The sequence below is a fragment of the Devosia nitrariae genome, assembly GCF_030160115.1.
Classification (GTDB): Bacteria; Pseudomonadota; Alphaproteobacteria; order Rhizobiales; family Devosiaceae; genus Devosia; species Devosia nitrariae.
Map to the genome: position 1 here is coordinate 21,437 of NZ_BSNS01000005.1, position 23,570 is coordinate 45,006.

Sequence of the window (23,570 nt, forward strand, 5' to 3'; positions counted from 1 at the left end):
CCCCGAACCTGTCGGGGGCGCATGGGACATCGGGCCGGTGCCGTCAGGGTACCATGCGCGATCGTCCTACGATGATGACAGATGCGGACATCCGCAGTTCCTCTGCGAGCCCGAAGGTTATTGCGCGCCGTATAGGAGCGTCAACCTGTATTGCCGGTGAACGGCAAGCAAGCAGCCTGGAACGTACGCGGTTCCTAAGCACGGTACTACATCTCGATCTGCTCAAGCAGGCCCTTGATCAGATCGGTCGTATTCCCTCCAGTTCCTTCCGGAAGGATCTCCGGCACAATCGCGTCGACGACCTGGTCCGTCAGGGGGGGCGGAGACTGGGGTTCTTGCGCTGGTGCCGGCGCGACAGGTAATCCGGCTCGCGGGTTTGGTCTTGGAAGCGGAACGTCCTCGGCCGGCAGAGCGGCGGCGCCAGGAGTTGTCTCGAAGGGCGCATCGGTGATTTCGGGGGACGCTGCAACCGGGTGGAGAGCCTGTTGGTCCAGTGGCGGGGAATTCCCGCTGCCCGTTTGCGGTGTTGCTGGCGCGCCTTGCCCCATCACGCCCTCGAACAGCGAGTTCAGCAGCTCCCGGTTCTCGGAAGGTACATTACCGGCCCCGCTGCCGGCCTGGCCGCCACTGAATTGCTCAAGAAGACCCGAGACAACGCCATCCGTCACCGCGCCGGATTCGCCACCGAGAGCCTCGCCAAGCCTGTCGACCGCGCCCGAAGCGCCAGTGGTCAGATCCCCGACACCGATGCCCAGCTGGGAGAGTGCCTGCAGCGCGCCATCCGGATTGGCCAGGATGCCGGAAATGTCGGGATAGATGCTGGGGCGCGAAAGTGCGCCGGTCACGATGATCGGCATGCCAAGGCCGGAGACGTCGAACTCGCCTCCCTGCCCGTCCAATGAGCCGACCACACGCGGATCGAGCCGCATATCGATGGTCTGAGCGGCAAGATCGATGCTGCCGCCCCCGCTCATGCGCACGAATGGACCAAGCAAGCGCAAATCCTCGAACCGGCCGACGCCGTTTTCGATGTTGAGCGATGTGGAAAGTTCGGTGAACTCGGTCTTGGCATCGGCATTCCCGGTGTAGCCGGCGCTGATCAGCGACTGGAAATTGCGAACGAGGCCAGCGACGTCAATCCCGCGTAGCGCTCCGTCGGAAAAGACCACACCTACCCGTCCATCCAGCGAACGCGCGAAAACCTGCGTGTTGGCGCCCGAGCCGCTCACCTCAACGTTCGCCTTCAGCGTGCCCTCGATATGCTGGAAGCCCGCTGCATCGGTCAGGAACGGCAGCGCCTGGACCCCGTCCATGCCGGCAACGAACTCGATCGCCGGGATATCCCCGGAGCCGTTCGCCGTCACGTTGGCGGTGACGGCGCCATCATAGAACCCGGCCTGGGGCACTGCGAGCCTGGCAACGCCGTCTGCGACCGACAACATTGCTGTGGCAGGTCCCGCCTTGACCTCACCATAGCCGAGCCGATCGGCCTCGATACGGATATCGGCATCGAACTGGCGGAGGATTGCAAGGTCGATGGCGGCGGGCTTCGAACTGGCGGTCGCCGCGCCCGCGTCCGTGCCTCCGCCGGTCAGCCTGCCGAAGTCGAGCGTATCGACCGCCAAAGCCGCAGTGATCTTCGGCTTGCCGGCCATCGCAACCGACAATGAGCCCCTGGCATGGATGTCATCGAGACCGATCGTGGCATCGGTCATGGCCAGTTCAGTGCTGCTGACCGAAATGCCGCCGGAAAAGGCAAACTGACCAAGCGGGGTTCCGGTGTTTCGGCCGAACCAGCCAAGAGCCCGGCTGAGCGATGTCGCGGAGATTTCGGCCTTGCCGGACACCGTGCCATTGAGGGCGATCGTTCCGGAAAAATTCGCATTGACCGGCCGCGACTTGAAATCGACTGCTGCCGCGCTTGGCTGTCCCTTGAGCAGATCGGCGATTGCGAGCGAGCTGGCAATGTCGACCACTTCGCCATTCCATCGAGCCGCACCTGAAACCGCGAGCGGTTGGCGGATATCGTCGAACTGCGCGGTCGCATCGAGTGCGTCGATCACGCCCGCGCCCGGCCCCGCCAACCCCTCGAGTTGCGCAATTTCGACCCTCCCGTCGGCGATGGAGACCTCGCCCCTCAGATTAATCGAATTGCGGATGGTCTCCGCATCGGCCCCGTAAAAAGCATAGAGCAACTGCGACGACAGCTGGCCAGTGGCCGGCGCCTTCTGCCCCGCCAGCGACATCAGGCTCTCGATGTCGATGGAAGCAAGGTTGAGAGAACCGCTTGCTTGCGGGACATCGCGGCCGACGTCCATGAGCATGCTGGCGGTCAGGCTTCCGCCGGCAATCTGCGATGAGCTGAGGTTCGTGTCGAGCTGCCCGTTCTCCAGCCGCATTCCGATCACGACATCATGGGCGGTGGCCTCCCCGGCCGATATCGCACCGGCGCGCACTTCGATATCGGCATCGAAGTCCCTGAGCGCCGAAAGGTCCGTTCCGCCGGCCGACCCGCTGGTCGCCTCGCCTGCGTCGCCGGCACTCGTTTTCGCCGGCTCGAAATCGGAATAGTCGAGCGTGCCCGCGGCGATCCTTGCCATGACGAAAGGGCGCTCGCCGGGCGTATAGCTGGCATTGAGCCCCATCTTCTGACCGATGCTGTCGATCTCTCCGCCGATGATGCGGTAGCTCCCGTCATCGGCAAGCTGGATGCTGCCGGATGCGCTGACATCGGCCAGGGTCGGATGCGGCGGTTGTTCGGTTTTCACCGAAAGAGAGAAAACGGCCGGTTGGCGGCCGAGGAGATCGCGCAGCGATCCGATGTCAGCGGCGAGCTCCATCCTGTTGCCGTTCACCGTACCCGAGATGGCGAGCGAAGCCGGTTGACTGATGCCCGGAACGGACAGGCGAAGATCGATGTCCCCGGCGATCGGCTCGACAACGGCTTGGTGAGATTGGGCGATCTCGCCGTCGGTGATGTCCAGGCGCTCGATCGACAGCCTTTCAAGGTAAGCCGCGACCACCTTGAATAGATCGCCGCCCTCTCCCGCCGCCGGCTCGGGTGTCGTACCGGGCTCAACCGGCGCGACATCCGCCAGAACAATGCGCGGGCTCCTCAGCTCGATACCCGTGATCCGGATCTGACTGGAAAAGAGCGACATCAGCTCGACCGATGCGACCGAGCGGGCGGCAGAAACCGAAACCGCGCCCTCGCCCGAGGCATAGGTCAGGTCCTCGACCACGATTCCGAAATCGGGAACCACCGAGAAGTGGATTGGGCCGTTGAGGGAAATTTCGGCACCCGAAGCGTCGGAAAGCTGGCGTGCGAGGGCCGCTCTCAAGGTGTCGGAACTGAGCGCCAGCGGAAGTAGGAACATTGATCCGGCAAGCGCGAGGATGACAAATGCCGCCGCTACAACGACCTTTTTCATGTTGAAGCCTTCCCCCGAGCGTCCAGACTTCGAGCTGATCCGACTGCCTGAAAAGAATCAGTATTCGTGTTTGACGGTCGAGCAGTACATCAGATGAGTTTCAGGACAAGTCATGCCGGCAAAGCGGCGCTGGCCGGCGGCGAGCGCCAGTTCTATTGCCCGCTGGCGGTCCCGAACATGGGCGGCATCTTCCCGCCATTATAGTTGTCCGTAGGAGCGCCCCTGAGAAGCCGCACCAGCCGCGAGGTATGGGGGCGGCGCAAATCTCAGCCTAGCCGGCATTGATACACGCCTGCATGTGCCCCGGTGTCCACTCGGAAAGCTCCGGGCGGATTCTGCTGCAGTGGCCGCTCGCCGAGGAACAACGCGGATGGAAATGGCATCCCGACGGCGGATGGAGGGGAGAAGGTATTTCGCCCACGATGGGCATGAACGCCCGCCGCTCCACCGAAATCCGCGGCATGCCGGCGAGCAGCATCTGGGTATAGGGGTGGACCGGATTGGCAAAAAGCTCCTCGGTCCTCGCCAGTTCCACCACGCGCCCCAGATACATCACCGCCACCCGATCGCAGAGGTGCCGGATCAGCCCCAGATCGTGGCTGATGAAGATCATTGAAAGGCCGCTGTCCTGCCTGATGTCCATCAGGAGGTTGATGATCTGCGCTTGCACGGAAACGTCGAGGGCCGCCACCGCCTCGTCGCAGACCAATAGCTCAGGTTTGACGGCCAGCGCCCGCGCGATGCCGATGCGCTGCCGCTGACCGCCCGAGAACTGGTGCGGGTAGCGGGTGATGGTGTCCGCCGGCAGGCCGACACGCTCGAGCATTTCGACCACATGGTCTCTCACCCGTGCGCGCGGCACCACCCTATGCAGGGCCGCCGCTTCGCCGATGATCTCGCCGACCTTGAGGCGCGGGTTGAGCGAGGACATGGGGTCCTGGAACACCATCTGGACCTTGAGCGCATCGCGCTTGCGAGCAAGGAAACTCACATAGTCCTCACCCCGGTAGCGCCGCTCGCCGCCTGAAACCGGCAGAATGCCGGTGATCATCCGCGCCAGGGTCGACTTGCCGCAACCCGACTCCCCGACAATGCCGAGGGTCTCGCCTTCCACGACGCTGAGCGTCACCTTGTCCACTGCCCGCACCACCGCCGGCTGCTTGCCGGTGATCCGGTCGCTGAGCTGCTGCAGCGCGCCGCGCGCCGGCTCGAAGATGCGCGACAGGTCGCGAGCCTCAAAGAGCGTCTCAGCCATCTTTCAAACCTCGAGCGGGTGGTGGCACCAGACGCGGTGCGTCTGCGAGAACATGCGCTCTGGAACGCCTCGCGCGCAGGCGTCCGTCGCATGTTCGCATCGCCCCATGAAGGGACAGCCGGCGCCGAGCGACAGCAGCGACGGCATGGTGCCGCGGATCTGCCGGAGCTTTTCTCCCGGTACATTGCGTGAGGGCACCGACTCCAGGAGCTTGCTCGTATAGGGATGGCGCGGCGAACCGATGATCTCGGCCGTCGTGCCGGTTTCCATCATCGCGCCGGCATACATGACGAGGATTCGGTCAGCGAGCTCGGAGAGCGTGGCCAGGTCATGGGTGATCCAGATCATCCCGAGCCCTCGCTCGTCGATCTGCCGGCGCATCTGGTGGATGATCTGCGCCTGGATGGTGACGTCGAGCGCCGTGGTCGGCTCGTCGGCGATGATGAGATCGGGATTGAGCAGCAGCGCTGTGGCGATCACCACGCGCTGCCGCATGCCGCCGGAGAGTTCATGTGGATAGGCGGTGAGCCGCTCTTCGGGCGAGGGGATGCCGACCGCGCGCAGGGCATCGAGGCAGCGCTGATGCATCTCGTCTTCGGAAACAGATTCATGCTCGCTGATCGCCTCATACATCTGGTCGCGAATGCGCATCAGCGGATTGAGTGTCATCAGCGGGTTCTGGAACACCATGGCGATGCGGCGCCCGCGACAGCGGCGCATGTCCTCGAAGCTGAGGCTGGTCAACTCCTCGCCGTCGAGCCTGATCGATCCCGAAACGGTCCGGCCCGGTTCCTCGACCTGCCCCATGATCGACATGCCCGTAACCGACTTGCCCGATCCGGATTCGCCCACGATGCCGAGAACCTCGCCCCGGCGCAGGTCAAAGGAGACGTCGCGCACGGACTTGAAGATGCCCATGCGGGTGAAGAACCAGGTGTTGAGGCCCTCGACCTCGAAGAACGCTTCGCTCATGGCCGCCACCTACCTCTCAAACCGAGGGTTGGTGACATCGCGCAGGCGATCGCCCAGAAGGTTCATGGCGACGATCATCACCAGCAGGACTATGCCGGGTCCGAAGCTGATCCAGTACTTCTGGGAGAAGATATATTCGTAGCCATTGGCGATCAGCATGCCGAGCGACGGCTGGGTAAGCGGCAGGCCGACCCCGAGGAAGGAGAGCGAAGACTCCAACGAAATGGCCGCGGCGATGTTGAGCGTGAACAGCACGATGATCTGCGGCATGCAATTGGGCAGGACGTGGCGCGCCATGATGCGCCAGGCCGGCAGGCGCAGGCCTCGTGCGGCTTCCACATATTCCTTGTTGAGTTCGCTCAGTGCCAGCGAGCGCGAGGTGCGGGCATAGTAGCACCACTGCACCAGCACCACGGCCAGGATCACCTTGCCGACCCCGCTGCCGAGGACCGCAAGGATCGCGAGGCCCACCAGGATCGCTGGAAAACTCAGCATGAAGTCGACGGCCCGCATGATCAGTGCATCGGTCGCCCCGCCGCGCCAGGCGGCAAAGAGCCCGAGGCCGGTGCCGATGACCATTGCTGAGCCGGCGGCCACCACCCCGACGAAGACGCTGATGCGGATGCCGTAGAGAATGGCCGACAGCATGTCCCGCCCGAACCCGTCCGTGCCGAGGTGGAAGACAAGATCAGTCGGCTGGTCGTCGCTCCGGGCGATGACGGAAAAGTTGAATGTCTCGGGCAGCGGCGCGTCGGAAACGATGCGCACGCTATTGCCGGCAGGCGTGTTGACCGTCCACCAGTTCTGCACCGGATGCTTGCTCGCACCCTCAACGCTGGCGCCGGCGGGAAGCGTGCGGACCTGCAGGCTTGCCAGCGGGGTTTCGGCGTCGAGCCGCACCTCGAGGCAGGCGTCGCCGCAGGATTGAGCGGCAAGCCCATGTGCATCGCCCTGCGCCACGGCAACACCGTCCTCGACGGCAAAGCTCGCGCGGAACTCTTCGCCCGGCACGACCTGGTGCGATCCCATGGGCTTCAGCGCGTCAATGAGTTGCAAGCGCGACAGGTCGTAAGGGTCGGTCGGCGAGATGAGCGGCGCAAGGAGAGCGCAAATGAGGAAGGTGAGGGTCACGGCAAGGCTCGCAACCCCGATGCGGCTTTCGCCAAAGCGCCCGGCAAATTCAGTCAAGGCGGCTCGGTTCATGTGCTGCGCCGCCCCATCACGGACCGCATGCGCGGATCGATGGTCATGTGCAAGATGTCCACGAGGAAGTTGATGGCAACGAACAGCAGCGCCGTATAGGTCAGCTGCGCGACGATCATCGGCCTGTCGAGGACCTTGATCGAGTTGATCAGCAGTTTGCCCAGGCCTGGCCAGGAGAACACCGTCTCGGTGATCACACCATAGGCGAGCAGGTTCCCGAGCTCGATGCCGATGACGGTGATCAGCGGCACCAGCGCATTGCGCAGGATATGGACGAACACCACGCGCCAGGTGCGCACGCCCTTGGCGAAGGCGAACTTGACGAAGTCGAGACGGGCGATCTCGACCGTCGCCGCCCGGGTGACGCGGATCAGCAGCGACATCTTCAAGAGCGCCAGGCTGAAGGCGGGCAGCACCACATGCCGCCAGCCATCCAACGTCCACAGGCTCGTGGTGATGCCGAAATGGGTGGCGACGTCGCCGCGATCGCCGACGGGCAGGATCGGCATGGCGATGCCGAAGGCGATGATGAGCAGCATACCTTGCCAGAAAGTCGGTATACTGACCCCGATTAGCGAAAAGCCCATGAACCCCTTGGCCAGCGGTGAGTCCGGCCGCAGGCCCGCATAGAGGCCTGCGGGAATGGAAAGGCCGATGGCGATGGCGAAGGCCACCAGCGCCAGCTCGACGCTGGCCGGCAGGCGCTGCAGCAGAATGCGCGTCACCGGTTCCTTATAGACGAACGATGTGCCCCAATCCCCCTGCGCTGCATTGCCAAGGAACACCAGGTACTGCTCCCAGATCGGGCGATCGAGGCCGAGTGCCTTGATGGCGGCGAGGCGGTCGGCTTCCGTGGCCTCCGATGAAATCAACACGTCGACCGGATTGCCGATGAGCCAGATGCCGACGAACAGCACCATGGAGAGCACCAGCACGACGATGAGGCTTTGAGCCAGGCGTTGTGTGACGAAGGCGATCATGGGCGGGAAGACTTGAGATAGGCGTTTATCGACCGCTGTTGCGCCGACGGAAGCGGGCCGGTTCCGATATTCTCGACTAGGGCAGCAAAATGCAGCGCATATTCCTTGCAAAGGCCGCTGGCGCCGTCTTCCGCAAGCTTTTTGCGGATATCTGCGCTGAGATCCGGGCCGCCGGGCAGCCTGCCGATTTCATCGAGGAACGCCCCCTCGCCCGATGCGGCAGCGACCGCCGCCTCGTGCACCAGTTCGTGCGCTTTATGCTTGCCCATGGTCTCGCCGAGCCGCATCATGGCGTATTCACCGAGGATCGCGCCGTGTGAGAGCTCGAGGTTCTTGCGCATCCGTGGGGCATTGAGGCCGAGATCGCGCGTCAGCGCTTCGGTGCGCACCAGAACGTCGGATATGGCGGTGACCACCTCGACCAGCCCGTCCTCGAACAGCTGGTTGGTGCTGCCGTCGGATTCGAACGGGCGATGGGCGGACGCCATCAGCATGCCGGCGAGGCTGTAGAGTTTGTTGGCGTTGGCGATGATGCCGTAACAATGCACGGGGTTGATCTTCTGCGGCATGGTCGATGAGCCGATCGACCCATCCAGCCGCTTCTCATTGAGTTCGCCGAATTCTTCCGAAGAGGTCTGATAGACCTCCTCAGCGATCCGGTGGCAGACGGACGCCAGGAGGGCGAGCGCATTGACGTATTCGCAGATATGCGTGCGGATCGCCCGCGACGGGATGGGCATCCCAGCCATGCCGAGCCGGGCTGCGACACGCGACTGGAATTCGGGCCCGATGGCGCCGAGCGCGGAAAAGCACCCCACCGCACCGCCCGCCATCACCGCGAACGTACGCTTTTGCGCTTCCGCCAGCCGCTCGCCGGCCTCAAGGAATTCCTCGATCCAGACGGCGACCTTGAAGCCGAAGGTGATCGGCACGGCATGGCGATAGTGCGTGCGTCCGGCCATGGTCGTTGCCGCATGGGTGCGCGCATGCCGGCCCAGATGCGAAAGGATGTCGCGAAGCAATCCGTCGAGCGTGCCCTGCGCGCGCTTGGCCAGCAGCAGGAGGCCTGTCTGGACCACGTTCTGCGTGGTGATGCCCCAGTGGACATAGCCGCCATGGACCGGACCGCAAAGCCGAACCAGCTCGTTGATCAGCGGCATCAACGGATGCCGCGTCGTGCGGTAGTCGGCATCGAGCCGCGTGAGGTCAAGACGCTCGTAATGGCAGTTGTCGGCGATCACCTCGGCCGAAGCCTGCGGGATCATGCCCAGTTCCCCCTGCGCGAGCGCCACGGCCTTCTCGATGTCGAGGAAGGCCTGGTAGATCGCCTCGGAAGCGAAGGCCTCGCGCAACCCGCGAAAGTCGAATTGCGACGAGAGCGCGTCGTTGAATTCAGTGCCCATGTCGGGAACTCGCCTAAAGCGGAGAAAGGTGGAACAGGTAGGGCGAGGCGGGAGGAGCCACCCGCCTCGCCCCGGCGCACTCAGTCGTCGGGGTGCGCCGAATAGAAGATGTTGATGAGGTTGGCGTTCGGCTCGTAGTGGACGCCATTGCGCACGGCCCACACACCGAACTCGTGGTAGAGCGGCACGTAGCCGTCGTCCTCATAGACCTGGGCGGAAGCCTGCTGGATCAGCGCCTCGCGGGCGGCATCGTCGAGCGTGCTTTGCGCCTGGCTCAGATACTCGTCCGTCACCGGATTGGAGTAGCGCCCGCGGTTAGCCCCGCCCCGGCCCTTTTCGGTATCGCGGGTGGCGGCAAGATTGAGCATCAGGCTCAGACCTTCGCCGGTGTCTGCCGCCGCGCCGGCAAGGTAGAGGCTGTATTCGTAGGCGCTGGCCTTCTCGAAATAGACGCTCTTGGGGAAAGTTTCGAGCGTCACGTCGAGGCCGATCTGCGACAGCATCGCCGCCACGGCCTGGGCCACCTGGCCGCCGTTGACATAGCGGTCGGAGGGTGCGGTCAGGGTCAGCCCGAAGCCGTCCGGATAGCCGGCCTCCGCCAGCAGTTCCCGTGCCAGATCAGGGTTATAGAGATAGGGATCGATATCGGGGTTGTGTCCGAAGACGCCACCGACGATCAGCTGGCTGGCCGGCTGCGCCATGCCGCCCATCACCGTTTCGGCAATCTCGTCGCGGTTGATCGCCAGGTTCAGAGCCCTGCGCACGCGCGGGTCGAGATAGGGGTTCTTGCCGTCGGTGCCTGTGACCTTGGGTGTGCTCTCCTGGCCTTGGTCCGGCAGGAGGAAGATCAGCAGCGTCGAAGGCGCCGAGGCGAGATGGAAGCGGCCATCGGTCTGGATCGAGTCCACACCATTGATCGGCACAGCATTGATCACATCCACCGATCCGCCGAGGAGCGCCGCGATACGGGCGCTGTTGTCGGGCAGCGACTTCACCGTCACCGTGTCATAGGCCGCCGCCTCGCCGTAATAGCCTTCATTCCTTTCGAGCACGATCTCGACGTCGGGCGTGAAGCTCTTCACCCGGAAATGGCCGATGCCCGCCGAGAGGCTGCCGTCGTTGAAGGCGTTGGTGTCGAGCCAGTTGTCGTTGCCGCAGTCGGCTTCGTCATAGGTGAGCGTGGTACCCGTCGGGTTCTCGACAATGCCGATATTGCTGAGGCTGCGCATCAGGTTCGGGTCGGGCGCCTTGGTGGTGATTTCGACCTTGCCGTCCCCCGCGTCGCTGATGCCGGCAATGGTCGACACGAAGCTGGAATAGAGGCCGGGGCTCTCGGGCACGTTGCGCACGCGGCAGAGCGAATAGATGACGTCGTCGGCGCCGAGCGCCTCGCCGCTCGCAAAGGTTGCGCCGGACTCAAGGGTCAGCACCCAGCTTGTCTCGCCGACGATCTCCCAGGAACTGGCAAGCCGCGGCTCCAGCTCGCCCGTCGCACCATTCGAATAGGCGAGCGCATCCGAAATGTTCTCGCGCAGATCGAAGTTGAAGCCGGCGCGGTGGAAGTGCGGATCGGCCGAAGTGGCAATGGCCGCAAGGCCGACCCTCAGCTCCTCGGCGCCCGCCTCTACGGCAATCAATGATGTGGCGACGATAAGGCTCGCCCCAATTGTCTTATGCAATAGATCTTTCACGACTTCCTCCCTTGATCCCCTGCGGGTCGCTGCCGGAAACCTATGAGCGTGGCCCACGCCAAAAAAGGCAGTCTTTCTGCGCACGATTGAGTTTTTCTCAACTATTGGCTAGCCTGCCGGCCGTGCGGGAAGCGGGGCCCAACGGAAATGAGTGAAAGAGCGGGTCGCGTCCTGCCGCCGATGACGGCGCTGCCCGTATTCGAGGCGGTCGGGAGGCATTTGAGTGTCGTGCGAGCTGCGGACGAACTGCACCTGACGCCGGGCGCCATCAGCCGCCAAGTCCACAATCTCGAAACGTTTCTCGGCTTGAAGCTCTTCGAACGCGCCCACCGCCGCATCATCTTCACTCCGGCCGGGGAGGCCTATTGGGCAAAGATCCACGCCGCGCTCGGCGAGGTCCGCGAAGCCACGCGCACCACCTCGGCCGACGCCGATCGCGGACCGCTGATCATCGCGGCACCGCGCATGTTCCTGCAAAAATTTGTCATGCCGGCTTTGGGCGGGCTCTACGCGGCCCATCCCGACATGGCGATCAACTTCGTTGCCGACAGCGACAACACGAGCGCAGTGGACGGCGCCGTCGCCATCAGCCCGAAGCCGCGCTCGGGTTTTCTCATGGATGTACTAGCGGACGCCGACCTCTCTCCCGTCTGCAGTCCCGCGTATCTCAAGGAAGCGCCGTCCCTTGAGATGCCCGATGACCTTACGCGGCACACCTTGCTGCGTTCGGCCCAATATATAAGGAACTGGGAACGCTGGCTCGGCGAGCGGGCACCGCTGGTCTTCTCGAAGGCGCGCTGCATCGACTTTGAAAGTCCCGGCCTCGAGTTGATCGGGGCCGCCGAAGGCCTGGGCATCGCCATCGTCCGCCTGGCGCTGGTGCGCGAGGAACTCGCCTCAGGTCGCCTGGTCACGCTCTTTTCGGACCAGGCGGTGCACGAGGAATACGCCTTCGTCTTTTCCGAACTGAAGCTACGCTCACCCCGCTTCAGGCAGTTCAGGAGCTGGCTGCGGGCCGTCGCAAGCGATGAGTGATCGCCAGCGAGGCCGACTGTACTATTCGACGCGTCGGCAAGCATATTCGACGCAAATCATGCGTCAAATATGCACCTATGCCGGCTTCGCCCGCGCACGTCCCGGCTGGTCCCACTCCCGCCGTCGCCACTGCAGGCCCGCCACCAGCCCGATCAGCGCCAGTGCCGGCAGGAACATCCATTCGGGCGCCGGACGATCTGGGTTCGGCAACAGCACTCGTTCCACCGATTGGCCGATGGCGAGCCCCAGCCGTTCCGCCTGGCTGCGGAAGCGCACGTTGATCACCTGGACGTCGCCGGCAAGCGGGGCCACCTGCAGGCCGGCATTGCCCAGGCGCTCGGCGCCAGGGCCGAGGTCGCCGAGCGGGAGCCGAACCACCCGGGTGTACTCGTTGCCCGAGAGGTCTATGCCCGAGACTTCGACCGCAAGGAACGCATTTTCCGGTGCCTGCTCGGCCAGTTCCACGACGTCGGCGGCTGGAGCATCGCGCGTGCCGTTGGTGAGGCGGTCCATGAACTGACCCGGCAGGAACAGCATTGCCGCCGCCAGCAGCAGCATGGCGGTTTCCCATATGCGGCTTCGGCTGATGAAGATCTGCTGCGTCACCGAGACGAACATGAGCATGCCGAGGAGCGAGGCCAGGACCACGAGGATGAGGTGCGCCCAGTTGGCGACCCCGATCAGCAGCAACTGGTGGTTGAAGATGAAGATCAGCGGCAGGATGGCTGTGCGCATCTCATAGCGGAAGGCTTGTACCCCCGTTCGCACCGGATCGGCGCGCGAGATCGCCGAGGCCGCAAATGAGGCGAGCCCCACTGGCGGCGTCACGTCCGCCATCAGCCCGAAATAGAAGACGTAGAGGTGAACGGCGACCAGCGCCACGGCAAGACCGTTGAGGCTGGCGACGTCGACGATCACCGGCGCGATCAGCGTCGCGACCACCACATAGTTGGCGGTGGTCGGCATGCCGAGCCCGAGGATCATGCAGATGGCGGCGGTCATGAGCAGCATGATCAAGAGGTTGCCGCCGGAGATGCCGATGACCACTTCGGTCAGCACCAGGCCGATGCCGGTCAGCGCGACAGTGCCGACGACGATACCTGCCGCCGCGGTGGCGATGGCGATGCCGATCATGTTGCGCGCGCCCGTCACCAGCCCATCAAGCACGTCCACGAAACCGGACTTGAGCGGGCCCAGCCAGTCGGCCTCGCCCCGGAACAGCGCGATCAGCGGCCGTTGCGTCAGCACCAGGAAGATCAGCGCGCAGGTGCCGTAGAAAGCCGAGAGCCCCGGCGAGAGCTCCTCGACCATCAGGCACCAGACAAGGATGAACACCGGCATCAAGTAGTGGATACCGGTCGGCGCCACCTCCATCGTGTCCGGGACCCGCACCGCCAGGTCATTGGGATCGTCGATCTCGAGGTCGGGGAAACGGGCTCGGAAGGCTACGGAGCCGATATAGATGGCCAGCGCTCCCAGGCCAGCGGCCCAGGAGGCGGCCGGTCCGAACAGCGTTCGGGTCCAGCCGAGACCATAATAGACTGCCGCGGCGAACAGCACGAAAGCGCTGGCGGTCATGCCGAACAGCGCCAGGCTCATCAGCCGCGAACGCTTGCGTTCGCGCGGCAACCCCTTGAGGTCGGCTTTGCGCGCTTCGATGTCGACCACATAGAACAACGAGATGTAGGTCAGCGCCGCGGGAACGATCGCGTGGATCACCACCTGCGCGTAGGAGATGCCGACATATTCGGCGATGAGGAACGCTGCCGCGCCCATGACCGGCGGCATCAGTTGCCCGTTGACCGAGGCCGAGACCTCGATGGCCCCGGCCTTGACCGGAGAATAGCCAACGCGTTTCATCAATGGGATGGTGAAAGTGCCGGTGGTGACGACGTTGGCGACCGAAGAACCCGAGATGAGCCCCGTCGTACCTGATCCGAGCACCGCTGCCTTTGCCGGGCCGCCGCGCAGATGCCCGAGCATGGCAAAGGCCACCTTGATGAAATAATTGCCGGCGCCGGCTTTCTCGAGCAGCGAGCCGAAGAGCACGAAAAGGAAGACGAAGGCGGTGGAGACGCCAAGCGCCACGCCGAACACACCTTCGGTGGTCAGCCAGTACTGCGTCGCCGCACGCTGCAGCGAGGCGCCTCGATGCGCAAAAAGGTCGGGGAGATAGGGGCCGAAGAAGGCGTAGCAGAGAAACGCGATGCCGACGATCGGAAGTGCGACCCCGAGAGACCGCCGCGCCGCCTCCAGCAGGAACACGACGCCAGCCACGCCGATGATAAGGTCGGCCGTTGTCGGCAGTCCCGGACGCCGCGCGATCTCCGACTGGAAGACGAAGAGATACGCCGAACAGGAGGCGGCCAGCAGCGCCAGCACCCAGTCGTACCACGGCACGTGCTCGCGCGAGGCCCAGCGCGCTGCCGGAAAGGCGGTGAACACCAGGAACAGCGCGAAGGCGAGGTGGATGGCACGCGCCTCCGTGGCGTTGAAAACGCCTACGCGGAGTTGGAACGGAAACGGCGAGGCATACCACAACTGGAACAGGGCCCAGGCCAGCGGGACGAAGAAGAATACCGCCCGCCCGAAGCGGTCACGCGGTTGCCGCGCGCCGGTGTCGGCCTCGGCCACGATCCGCGCCAATTCCTCGCGGTCGGGTGACTCCTCGGCATGTGCGCTGCCGGCGCTATCTTGGCTGCTCATCGCCTGTCCTCTTCCGCCTGCGAAAGCGGCGGCCCGCCATGGCGGGCCGCCGGATGCGATGCTGCCGGGCTAGAGCCAGCCTTGCTCCTTGTAGTAGCGCTCGGCGCCCGGATGCAGCGGCGCCGAAAGTCCGTCGACAATCATGTTCTCTTCGGAAAGGTTGGCGAGCGCCGGATGCAGCGACTTGAAGGTGTCGAAGTTCTCGAACACTGCCTTGACCAACGCATAGACCGCGTCCTCGGGCGTGTCGGTGGAGGCAGCCAGAGCTGCCAGCACGCCGAAGGTTTCGACGTCTTCATCGTTGTTGGCATAGGTGCCGCCGGGAATGGTGGCGGCAGCATAATAAGGATTTGCCTCGATCAGCCCGTCGATGGCTTCGCCGGTGATCGGCACCAGCTGCGCCTCGCAGGTCGTGGTCGGGTCGGCGATGTTGGCCGACGGGTGTCCGACGCCGTAGAAGAAGGCATCGATCTGGTTGTCGCAGAGCGCCGGCCCATGCTCGTCGGGCCGCAGTTCGGAGGCCAGGGCAAAATCGCTGCGCGACATGTCCATCGCCTCGAGGATGATGTCCATCGAGGCCTGCGTGCCTGAGCCCGGAGCGCCGATATTGACCCGCTTGCCGGCAAGATCCTCGAAGCTCTCGATGCCGGCCTCGGGACGGGCGACCAGCGTGAACGGCTCCGGATGCAGCGAGAACACGGCCCGCAGATCCCCCCAAGGACCGGCATCGGCAAAGTCGGCCTCGCCGTTTACTGCGAAATACATGACGTCGGATTGGGTAACGCCGAAATCGAGCTCGCCCTGCCGGATGGCATTGAGGTTGTAGACCGAAGCGGCCGTGGACTCGACCGAGCAGCGGAAGCCGTGTTCGTTGCGGGTTTCGTTCATCAGCCGGCAGATGGCACCGCCCGCGGCGTAGTAGACGCCGGTGACACCGCCGGTGCCGATGGTGATGAACTGCTGCTGGGCAACGGCCGGCGCGGCACCTGCTAGGAGGGCGGCCGTTGCGACGGGCATCAAGAATTGCTTCATTTCAATCATCCTTACTTTCAATCAGCCGGAACGGCGGACTCAATCGTGGAGTGACTGCCAAGACGCGAAGCGTCAAAAGTGACCTGACGCAAACCGTCACAAGTTTCATGACGCGCGGCGTCACCGGTCCCAATAGGACAGCAATTCCGCCTTCGCCTCAAGTGCTTTAGCCTGGAGGGATGACAGCGTGTGTGCCGGGGGCTATGCAACTGCAACTGCAGCGGCGGACTCCTTGCCATGGATATCATCGTAATCGGCGCCGGCATCGTCGGCATGACAACGGCCTGGGAACTAGCGCGCGACGGCCATCGGGTGACCGTGATCGACCGGGCGGCCGGGCCGGCGGAGGGGGCGAGCCACGCCAATGGCGGTCAGCTCAGCTATTCCTACGTTGCCCCGCTCGCCGACGGCTCCATCTGGCGGCAACTGCCCAAGCTGATGCTCGATCGCGATTCCCCTGTTCAGTTCCGGCCCGGCATCGATCCATTTCAGTACCGCTGGCTGGCACAGTTCCTCCTCGCCTGCAACGACCGCCAGGCCCGCGACACCATCGACAGGCTCGGCGCCTTGGCGCAACTCAGCCGCGACGTGCTGCACGCGACAGATGAGCTCGCCGACGCCGACTTCGCCTGGTCCCGGACGGGAAAGCTCGTCGTCCACAGCAACGATGAGAGCTTTGCCGCGGCCCGCCGCCATGCCGAGCATCAGGCCGCCTCCGGCACCGAGCGGCGCGCGCTCGACCGCGATGCGTGCCTCTCGCTCGAGCCGGCGCTCGCCGGCATCGCCGACCGCGTGGTCGGTGGCCTCTTCTCGCCCGGCGACGAGGCCGCCGATGCCCATCTGCTGGCCCAGGCGCTGGAGCGGCGGCTGCGAACCGGCGCGGGCGACGTCCGCTTCCTCTTCGGCACCACCGTCACCGGCCTCCGCCGTGAGGGCGGCAAGGTGGTGGCGGTCGAATCTGCCGACGGCGCGCTGGAGGCCGACCTCTACGTGCTGGCAGCCGGTGTCGGGGCCCGCGCTCTCGCCCGCACCGTCGGCGTTGACCTGCCCATCTATCCGCTCAAGGGCTACAGCCTCTCGGCCCCCGCCGCTGCCGACGCCACGGCCCCGCGGGTCAGCATCACCGATGCCAAGCGCAAGGTGGTGCTGGCGCGCCTCGGCGACAGCTTGCGAGTCGCCGGTGCGGCCGATCTCGTGGGCGAGACCACTTCGATCGACACCCGTCGCACCGACAAGCTCCTCGCCGACGCCCGCGCCGACTTCCCCGACGCCGCCGACTGGAATGCCGTGAAGCTCTGGGCGGGCCTGCGCCCGGCAACGCCGCGTGGCACACCGATACTTGGCGACAGCGGGCTCGACCGGCTGTTGCTCAATGTTGGGCACGGGGCGCTGGGACTGACCCTGGCCTTCGGGTCGGCTTCGGCGCTCGCCGCCCACATTGCCGGCCGCCCCTCCCCAGCCCCCGTCAGCCTCTTCGCCCTCAAACACCGCTGAGCTGGCGCTGCAAGGCAAGCAAGGCAAAAGTCTAATTTTCTTGTCCTTTAGGCGCAGGGCGGCAACGCTTCGACCGAACGCGCGTTGTCGTCTCGGCCGCGGTAAGCTCAGCAGGTTGGACGTGGCGCTGATCAGTATCGTCGTACCCGTTCTTAACGAAGAAGAAGCGGTGCCCCGCTTCTTCGCGCGGATGGCTGCAGTCCAGAGAAGGCTCCCCGACCATCGCTTCCAATATGTATTCGTCAATGACGGCAGCACCGACCGCACCATCGAGGTGCTGACCAGCGTCGACAAGCCGAGAAACTCTGAACTCGTCATCCTCGACCTCTCCCGCAATTTCGGCAAGGAGGCAGCGCTGACTGCCGGTCTCGACCACGCGACCGGCGATGCGGTCATCCCCATCGATGTCGACCTCCAGGATCCGCCCGAGTTGATCCCCAAGATGCTGGACGCTTGGGTAGCCGGTTATGAGGTGGTCGTTGCCCGCAGGGCGAGCCGATCGAGCGACAGCTGGCTCAAGCGCAAGACCGCCCACGCCTTCTATGCCACCCACAACCGCATCGCCGAACCGCGCATTCCGCACGACGTCGGCGATTTTCGCCTGATGGACCGCAAGGTGGTCGACGCCATAAGGCGGTTGCCCGAACGGCGGCGCTTCATGAAAGGGCTGTTCGCCTGGGTAGGCTTCCGCACCGCGTGCGTAGACTACGTTCGCGGCACCCGTCAAACCGGCAAGACCAAGTTCTCCGGCTGGAAGCTGTGGAACTTCGCGCTTGATGGGCTCACCGGCTTTTCGACCGTGCCGCTCGAGCTTGCAGGCTATCTCGGCTTCGTTATTGCCTGCCTCTCCTTCGTCTACGGCGCGGCGCTTGTCGCGCTGGCCTTGCTCGGCAGGATCGACGTACCCGGCTATGCCTCCATGCTCACGGTCATTCTGTTTCTCGGAGGGCTGCAGCTGTTGAGCATCGGCATCATCGGGCAGTATCTGGGGCGGGCCTATATGGAAAGCAAGCAGCGACCGGTCTACGTACTGAGGGACGTATTGAAGCGCTCAGGGCCGGTCGAGGAAGCGGCGGTGGCACGGGGCGCCGGGCAGCTCGACCTGACAAAGCCCGCCGGTCCGGCATGACCGCAACCCCCTCGACGACCATCGCGTCCTCGCTCCGTGACGAGTGGCTCGCGCTTGCCTGCGCCGGGCTCTTCGGGGTCGTCTATTGGACGTTCTGGGTCGATCCAGCGATCCTCGACCCGACCAACGTGGACTGGCTGCTCGATAACACCGACCGCGGCGTCAATTACCTCGGTTGGGCGCTGTTTCGCGACACGCCATGGGCATGGCCCCTCGGCCTCAACCCGCGTTACGGGCTCGAGCTTTCCAGCAGCATCGTCTATTCGGACTCGATCCCGCTGCTCGCGCTTCCGTTCAAGGCTCTTGGCGGCGTTCTGCCGAGGCCGTTTCAATATCTGGGCCTGTGGACGCTGGTCTGCGCCGTGCTGCAGGGCGTCTTCGGGTACCTCCTCGCACGCCGGCTGGGCGCCGGCACGGAGGCTGCGCTCGTCGCTTCGGCATTCTGCGTCGCCGCCCCGGTGCTGGTCGCAAGGAGCAGCCACCTGGCGCTGACCGCGCACTGGACCCTGCTGGCGGCGTTCTACCTCTACTTCGGCAGGGCGACGCGGCTCCTGCCATGGATCGTCCTCCTCGCGGTCGTCGCGGCGATCCACCCCTATCTCTTCATCATGGTCCTTGCCGTATTCTGCGCGGACCTTCTCAAGCGGCACCGGCTCGAGGTCACCGGCATCCCGCGCCTCCTTGGGAACGGCATCGTCGCCGTCGCGATCTCGGCTGCCATCATGTGGTCGATCGGCATGTTCGTCGGCGCCAGCCCGGAGGCGGATGGCTTCGGTTACTTCAAGCATGATCTCCTGGGCCTGGTCGACGCCGGCCGCTTCTCGCGCTTGTTCGTGGACATTCCCAATGGCGCGGGCGCCTATGAGGGTTATGGATTTCTTGGTACCGGCATCATCCTCCTCGCCCTCGCGACGCTGCCGGCCATGGGTCAGCTGAAGCGGATATCGGTTTCCGAAATCTGGCCGCTTGCCCTCGTCGTCATCGTGATGTTCGTCTTTTCACTCTCGAACGCGATCGATATCGCCGGAACCACCGTCCTCACCCTGCCGCTGCCCGATGCGCTCGCGCGCCTCGCCGGCATCCTCCGTTCCAGCGGACGCTTTGTCTGGCCGGCCGTCTATCTCGCGACCATCTTTGTCGTGCTCGCCATGACCTGGCGCTACCGGCGCTACGGAACAGCCATCGCAGCGGCTTGCCTCGCTCTGCAGGTGTTCGACATGGCCCCGGGGATCGCAGCCACCAGGGAGCGCGCGACCATGATCGCCGCTGCCCCGCAGCCGATCTCGCCGCTATGGGCAGAGTTGGCGCAGCACTACCAGCGCGTGCGGGCGATTCCGGTTCAGCATCCGGGGTTGAGCTGGCACTACGCCTCGCGCGTGGCTGCCCGTTACGGGATGGCGACCGACAGCGTCTACCTCGCCCGCGTGCCGCCGCTCGCGGAGGCCCAGCAGCGCGCAGAGGAAGCCTTGAGCACCGGCGCCTTCGATCCCGGCGCCGTCTATATTCTCGATGACGCCGCCCGAACAGCCGCCGCCGCGCAGGCGCGGCCGGGCGACCTCATGACGGTCATCGACGGCCGGCATATATTCGCCCGCGAAGGCTGCGTGAGCCTGCCGGATCTCTGCGAAGGCTCGCCCGTGCTTACGTTGGACAACATGGGAGGCGCAACTGCACCGCACCGCCTATGAGCGCATGGCCGCCACCGAAGAGACCCATTGGTGGTTCGTCGGCCGCCGCCGCATGATCGCGAGCCTCATCGAAGAGCTGCCACCGCCCGCTAGCGCCCGGGTGATCGAGCTCGGCGCCGGAACCGGCGGCAACCTCGAAATGCTCAAGGCCTTCGGCACCGTGTCGGCGATGGAGTACGACGCCGGTGCCCGCGAAGTCGCCGCGGCGAAGGGCGGGATCCCGGTGGTTGCGGGCCGGCTGCCCGACGATATCCCATTCGAAGCCGAAAGCGCTGATATCGTCGGCCTCTTCGACGTCCTCGAGCATGTCGAGGACGACGCGGGAACGCTACGCGCCATCAGGAAGATACTGGCACCCGACGGGGTGCTGATCCTCAGTGTCCCGGCCCATCAATGGCTGTGGAGCGGGCACGACGAGGTGCTGCATCACTTCCGCAGATATTCCAAAGAGGAGCTGCGTCACCTCGCGGTCGAGTGCGGGTACCGTTTGCGCCGGCTGACGTATTTCAACTGCGCGCTCTTTCCGGCCGCCGCGCTGGTGCGGCTGCTCGATCGGCGCGATACCGACGGGGATGTCGCCGGCGGAAGCATCCCGCCCGCACCGATCAACGCCACGCTTACGGCCATACTGACAGCCGAAGCCCGCCTTGCCCGCCTCTTCAAGGGCTTGCCGATCGGCCTTTCCCTCTTTGCCGTGCTGACCCGGAACGGGCAATGAGGATCGCGCGCTTTGCAGCTGCGGGCCTCATCTCAACCGGCACCCACATTGCCGTTGCGCTCTCGCTCACATACCTGGGCTGGGGCCCTGGCCTCGCCAATGGCTGCGCCTTTTGCGTTGCCCTCCTCGTCTCGTGGTATCTCAACACGGTCTGGACCTTTGGCCAGTCCCCGGCCCGCGCCCAGTTCGCAAGATATACGGCCGTCTCCGCCCTGGGGCTGGTGGCAACGGTCGCCATCGCCGAGTTGGTGCGGACGGCTGGAGGCACCGACCTCATGGGCATCGCCGTGGTCGTGCTCCTGGTGCCGGTAATGACATACTCCCTCCACGCCATCTGGACGTTCGCGAGGTAGAGACGGTTGACAGGTGAAGACCGGTGGAGCGTCACCGGCCGGGCGCTTGGCGACCGCGGCCTCGGCTCCTGCCCCAGTCCCTCCACCATCCCGGGGTCATCCCCACGAAAGCAGACCTCAGTTGCGGATCCGGCAAAAGGAACAGAGGTTCGCGCAGGAATGACCCGGTGGGAGGTATGGACCCCACCGGACCGCAGCAGTGCGTGTTAGCGAGCTCCGATCTGGCGTTGTCTCCCACCGGCCGCCCCCCGCCGCTCCTATCGCAGGTCGAAACGGTCCGCGTTCATCACCTTGACCCACGCGGCCACGAAATCCTTGGCGAATTTGGCCGCCGAATCCGACTGACCATAGACTTCGGCGAGGGCGCGCATCTGCGAGTGAGAGCCGAAGATCAGATCGACGCGGGTGCCCGTCCACTTGAGCGCGCCAGTGTTGCGATCGCGGCCTTCGTAGACGCCCTCTTCGCCTTCCTTCGGGGACCACTGCGTCGCCATATCGAGGAGATTGAGAAAGAAGTCGTTGGTGAGGGTCCCGGGCCTGTCGGTGAAGACGCCGTGGTCGTTGACGCCGGCCTCGAGGACGCGCAGGCCCCCGACCAGCACGGTCATTTCCGGCCCGGTCAGCCCCAGCAGCTGTGCCCTATCGATCAGCGCCTCTTCCGGCTGCATGAACTGGCGGCCGCTGAGATAGTTGCGGAAGCCGTCGGCACGCGGTTCGAGCGCGGCGAACGACGCCACATCCGTCTGCTCGGCCGAGGCATCCATGCGGCCCGGAGTGAAGGGCACGGTGATCGAATGGCCGGCCGCTTCCGCCGCCTTCTCGATGCCGACACCACCGGCGAGAACGATGAGGTCGGCCAGCGACACCCTCTTGCCGCCGGTTTGCGTGGCGTTGAAGTCCTGCTGCACGGCCTCGAGCGCCGCCAGTACCCTGGCGAGGCGGGCCGGCTCGTTGACCTCCCAATCCTTCTGCGGGGCAAGACGGATGCGGGCGCCATTCGCGCCGCCGCGTTTGTCCGAGCGACGGAAGGTCGAGGCGGAGGCCCATGTGGTCGAGACCAGTTCCGACACGGAAAGTCCCGTTTCAAGGATCCTTTGCTTGAGATCGGCGACGTCGGTCTCGTCGACGAGCTCATGCTCGACGGCAGGGATCACATCCTGCCAGATCAGGTCTTCGGCCGGCACTTCCGGGCCGAGATAGCGCACCTTCGGGCCCATGTCGCGGTGGGTCAGCTTGAACCAGGCACGCGCGAACGCGTCGGCGAACTGATCGGGATGCTCAAGGAACCGGCGCGAGATCTTCTCGTATTCCGGGTCGAACCGCAGAGAGAGGTCGGTGGTCAGCATCGTCGGGAGGCGCTTCCTGGCCGGATCGAAGGGATCGGGAACCGAAGCCTCAGCATTCTTGGCCTGCCACTGCCAGGCCCCTGCCGGGCTCTTGGTCAACTCCCATTCATGGTTGAAGAGGTTCTCGAAGAAGAAGTTGCTCCAGCGCGTCGGTGTCTGCGACCAGGTGACCTCCAGCCCCGACGTGATCGCATGGGCACCAACACCTGTTTCGTGACTGCTCTTCCAGCCGAGACCCTGGTCTTCGAGGTCGGCGCCCTCGGGCTCGGCGGCGATCAGCGACGGGTCGCCTGCGCCATGGGTCTTGCCGAAGGTGTGACCGCCGGCGATCAGCGCCACGGTCTCTTCGTCGTTCATCGCCATGCGGCGGAAGGTCTCGCGGATGCCGTGCGCTGCGGCTACCGGGTCGGGCTTGCCGTTCGGACCTTCCGGATTGACATAGATGAGGCCCATCTGCACCGCGCCCAGCGGCTCGGAGAGCTGACGCTCTCCGCTATAGCGCTCGTCGCCAAGCCATGTCCCTTCTGGTCCCCAGAACAGCTCCTCGGGCTCCCACACATCGGCGCGCCCGCCCGCAAAGCCGAAGGTCTTGAAGCCCATGGATTCGAGCGCGACGTTGCCGGTGAGGACCATCAGGTCGGCCCAGGAGATTCTGTTGCCGTATTTTTGCTTGATCGGCCAGACCAGCCGGCGGGCCTTGTCGAGATTGGCGTTGTCCGGCCAGCTGTTGAGCGGGGCGAAACGCTGCTGGCCCTGGCCGGCGCCGCCACGTCCGTCGGTGATGCGGTAGGTGCCGGCGCTATGCCAGGCCATGCGGATGAAGAGGCCGCCATAGTGGCCGAAATCGGCCGGCCACCACTCCTGCGACTGCGTCATCAGCGCGTGAAGGTCGGCCTTCACCGCCGCGAGGTCGAGCTTCTTGAACTCTTCGGCATAATCGAAGTCCGGGCCCATGGGATCGGAGAGCGCCGAATTGCGGTGCAGCATCTGCAGGTCGAGCTGATGGGGCCACCAGTCGCGGTTCGTCCGGCCCGACCTGCCGTGGTTGACCGGGCATTTGCCGGCCGGTGCTTCGCCACTCGGGGAGGGGGCATGTTCGTTCATGGCGGGGGCTCCTGCTGTCGTTTCTTGCGG

Annotated in this window: 16 protein-coding genes; 6 read left to right on the forward strand and 10 right to left on the reverse strand. The window is 64.9% G+C overall.

Features of this window, described 5'->3' with window-relative positions; all coding sequences use genetic code 11:
* Positions 1–206 precede the first annotated feature (206 nt).
* The 7 genes from QQK18_RS04740 to QQK18_RS04770 all read right to left on the reverse strand — a co-directional run bounded on the left by QQK18_RS04740 (position 207) and on the right by QQK18_RS04770 (position 10,935).
* Positions 207–3,431: an AsmA family protein gene (locus QQK18_RS04740; protein ID WP_284339144.1), complete on the reverse strand. Its 3,225-nt coding sequence runs from the start codon at positions 3,429–3,431 to the stop codon at positions 207–209.
* A 271-nt stretch (positions 3,432–3,702) separates the two neighbouring features.
* The gene (locus tag QQK18_RS04745) at positions 3,703–4,686 is read right to left on the reverse strand and encodes an ABC transporter ATP-binding protein (protein ID WP_284339145.1); all 984 of its coding nucleotides are present in this window, start codon (positions 4,684–4,686) and stop codon (positions 3,703–3,705) included.
* A 3-nt stretch (positions 4,687–4,689) separates the two neighbouring features.
* Complete coding sequence (locus tag QQK18_RS04750; protein ID WP_284339146.1) at positions 4,690–5,658, reverse strand: ABC transporter ATP-binding protein; 969 nt, start codon at positions 5,656–5,658, stop codon at positions 4,690–4,692.
* 9 nt (positions 5,659–5,667) lie between these two features.
* Positions 5,668–6,846 (reverse strand): ABC transporter permease, encoded by a 1,179-nt coding sequence (locus QQK18_RS04755; protein WP_284339147.1) that lies wholly within the window; start codon positions 6,844–6,846, stop codon positions 5,668–5,670.
* A gap of 11 nt (positions 6,847–6,857) precedes the next feature.
* On the reverse strand, positions 6,858–7,841 hold the full coding sequence (locus QQK18_RS04760) for an ABC transporter permease (RefSeq protein ID WP_284339148.1): 984 nt from the start codon (positions 7,839–7,841) through the stop codon (positions 6,858–6,860).
* Positions 7,838–9,244, reverse strand: coding sequence for a class-II fumarase/aspartase family protein (locus tag QQK18_RS04765; RefSeq protein WP_284339149.1), 1,407 nt, complete (start codon positions 9,242–9,244; stop codon positions 7,838–7,840). Before QQK18_RS04765 ends, QQK18_RS04760 begins: the two co-directional genes overlap by 4 nt.
* 80 nt (positions 9,245–9,324) lie before the next feature.
* Positions 9,325–10,935, reverse strand: coding sequence for an ABC transporter substrate-binding protein (locus QQK18_RS04770; RefSeq protein ID WP_284339150.1), 1,611 nt, complete (start codon positions 10,933–10,935; stop codon positions 9,325–9,327).
* Positions 10,936–11,082: 147 nt separating this feature from the next.
* On the opposite strand from QQK18_RS04770, the gene QQK18_RS04775 reads away from it, so the two are divergent.
* Positions 11,083–11,970 carry a LysR substrate-binding domain-containing protein gene (locus QQK18_RS04775; protein ID WP_284339151.1) on the forward strand — a complete coding sequence of 296 codons (888 nt, stop codon included), beginning with the start codon at positions 11,083–11,085 and terminating at the stop codon, positions 11,968–11,970.
* A 75-nt stretch (positions 11,971–12,045) separates the two neighbouring features.
* Here the strand turns inward: QQK18_RS04775 and QQK18_RS04780 are convergent, their stop codons facing one another.
* Both QQK18_RS04780 and QQK18_RS04785 read right to left on the reverse strand, forming a co-directional pair.
* Positions 12,046–14,676, reverse strand: a complete 2,631-nt coding sequence (locus QQK18_RS04780) for a TRAP transporter permease (protein ID WP_284339152.1) — start codon at positions 14,674–14,676, stop codon at positions 12,046–12,048.
* A gap of 69 nt (positions 14,677–14,745) precedes the next feature.
* Positions 14,746–15,729, reverse strand: coding sequence for a TAXI family TRAP transporter solute-binding subunit (locus QQK18_RS04785; protein WP_379996372.1), 984 nt, complete (start codon positions 15,727–15,729; stop codon positions 14,746–14,748).
* 216 nt (positions 15,730–15,945) lie between these two features.
* On the opposite strand from QQK18_RS04785, the gene QQK18_RS04790 reads away from it, so the two are divergent.
* The 5 genes from QQK18_RS04790 to QQK18_RS04810 all read left to right on the forward strand — a co-directional run bounded on the left by QQK18_RS04790 (position 15,946) and on the right by QQK18_RS04810 (position 21,090).
* Positions 15,946–17,202 carry a D-amino acid dehydrogenase gene (locus tag QQK18_RS04790; protein WP_284339154.1) on the forward strand — a complete coding sequence of 419 codons (1,257 nt, stop codon included), beginning with the start codon at positions 15,946–15,948 and terminating at the stop codon, positions 17,200–17,202.
* Between the two features lie 121 nt (positions 17,203–17,323).
* Complete coding sequence (locus QQK18_RS04795) at positions 17,324–18,331, forward strand: glycosyltransferase family 2 protein (protein ID WP_284339155.1); 1,008 nt, start codon at positions 17,324–17,326, stop codon at positions 18,329–18,331.
* Complete coding sequence (locus QQK18_RS04800; protein ID WP_284339156.1) at positions 18,328–20,019, forward strand: DUF6311 domain-containing protein; 1,692 nt, start codon at positions 18,328–18,330, stop codon at positions 20,017–20,019. The genes QQK18_RS04795 and QQK18_RS04800 overlap by 4 nt, the downstream gene beginning before the upstream one ends.
* A gap of 4 nt (positions 20,020–20,023) precedes the next feature.
* Positions 20,024–20,737: a class I SAM-dependent methyltransferase gene (locus QQK18_RS04805; RefSeq protein ID WP_284339157.1), complete on the forward strand. Its 714-nt coding sequence runs from the start codon at positions 20,024–20,026 to the stop codon at positions 20,735–20,737.
* Entirely contained in the window at positions 20,734–21,090 is a 357-nt protein-coding gene (locus QQK18_RS04810) for a GtrA family protein (RefSeq protein ID WP_284339158.1), read from the forward strand. The genes QQK18_RS04805 and QQK18_RS04810 overlap by 4 nt, the downstream gene beginning before the upstream one ends.
* Before the next feature lie 257 nt (positions 21,091–21,347).
* Here the strand turns inward: QQK18_RS04810 and katG are convergent, their stop codons facing one another.
* Positions 21,348–23,540, reverse strand: a complete 2,193-nt coding sequence (katG, locus tag QQK18_RS04815; RefSeq protein ID WP_284339159.1) for a catalase/peroxidase HPI — start codon at positions 23,538–23,540, stop codon at positions 21,348–21,350.
* Positions 23,541–23,570: the final 30 nt, after the last annotated feature.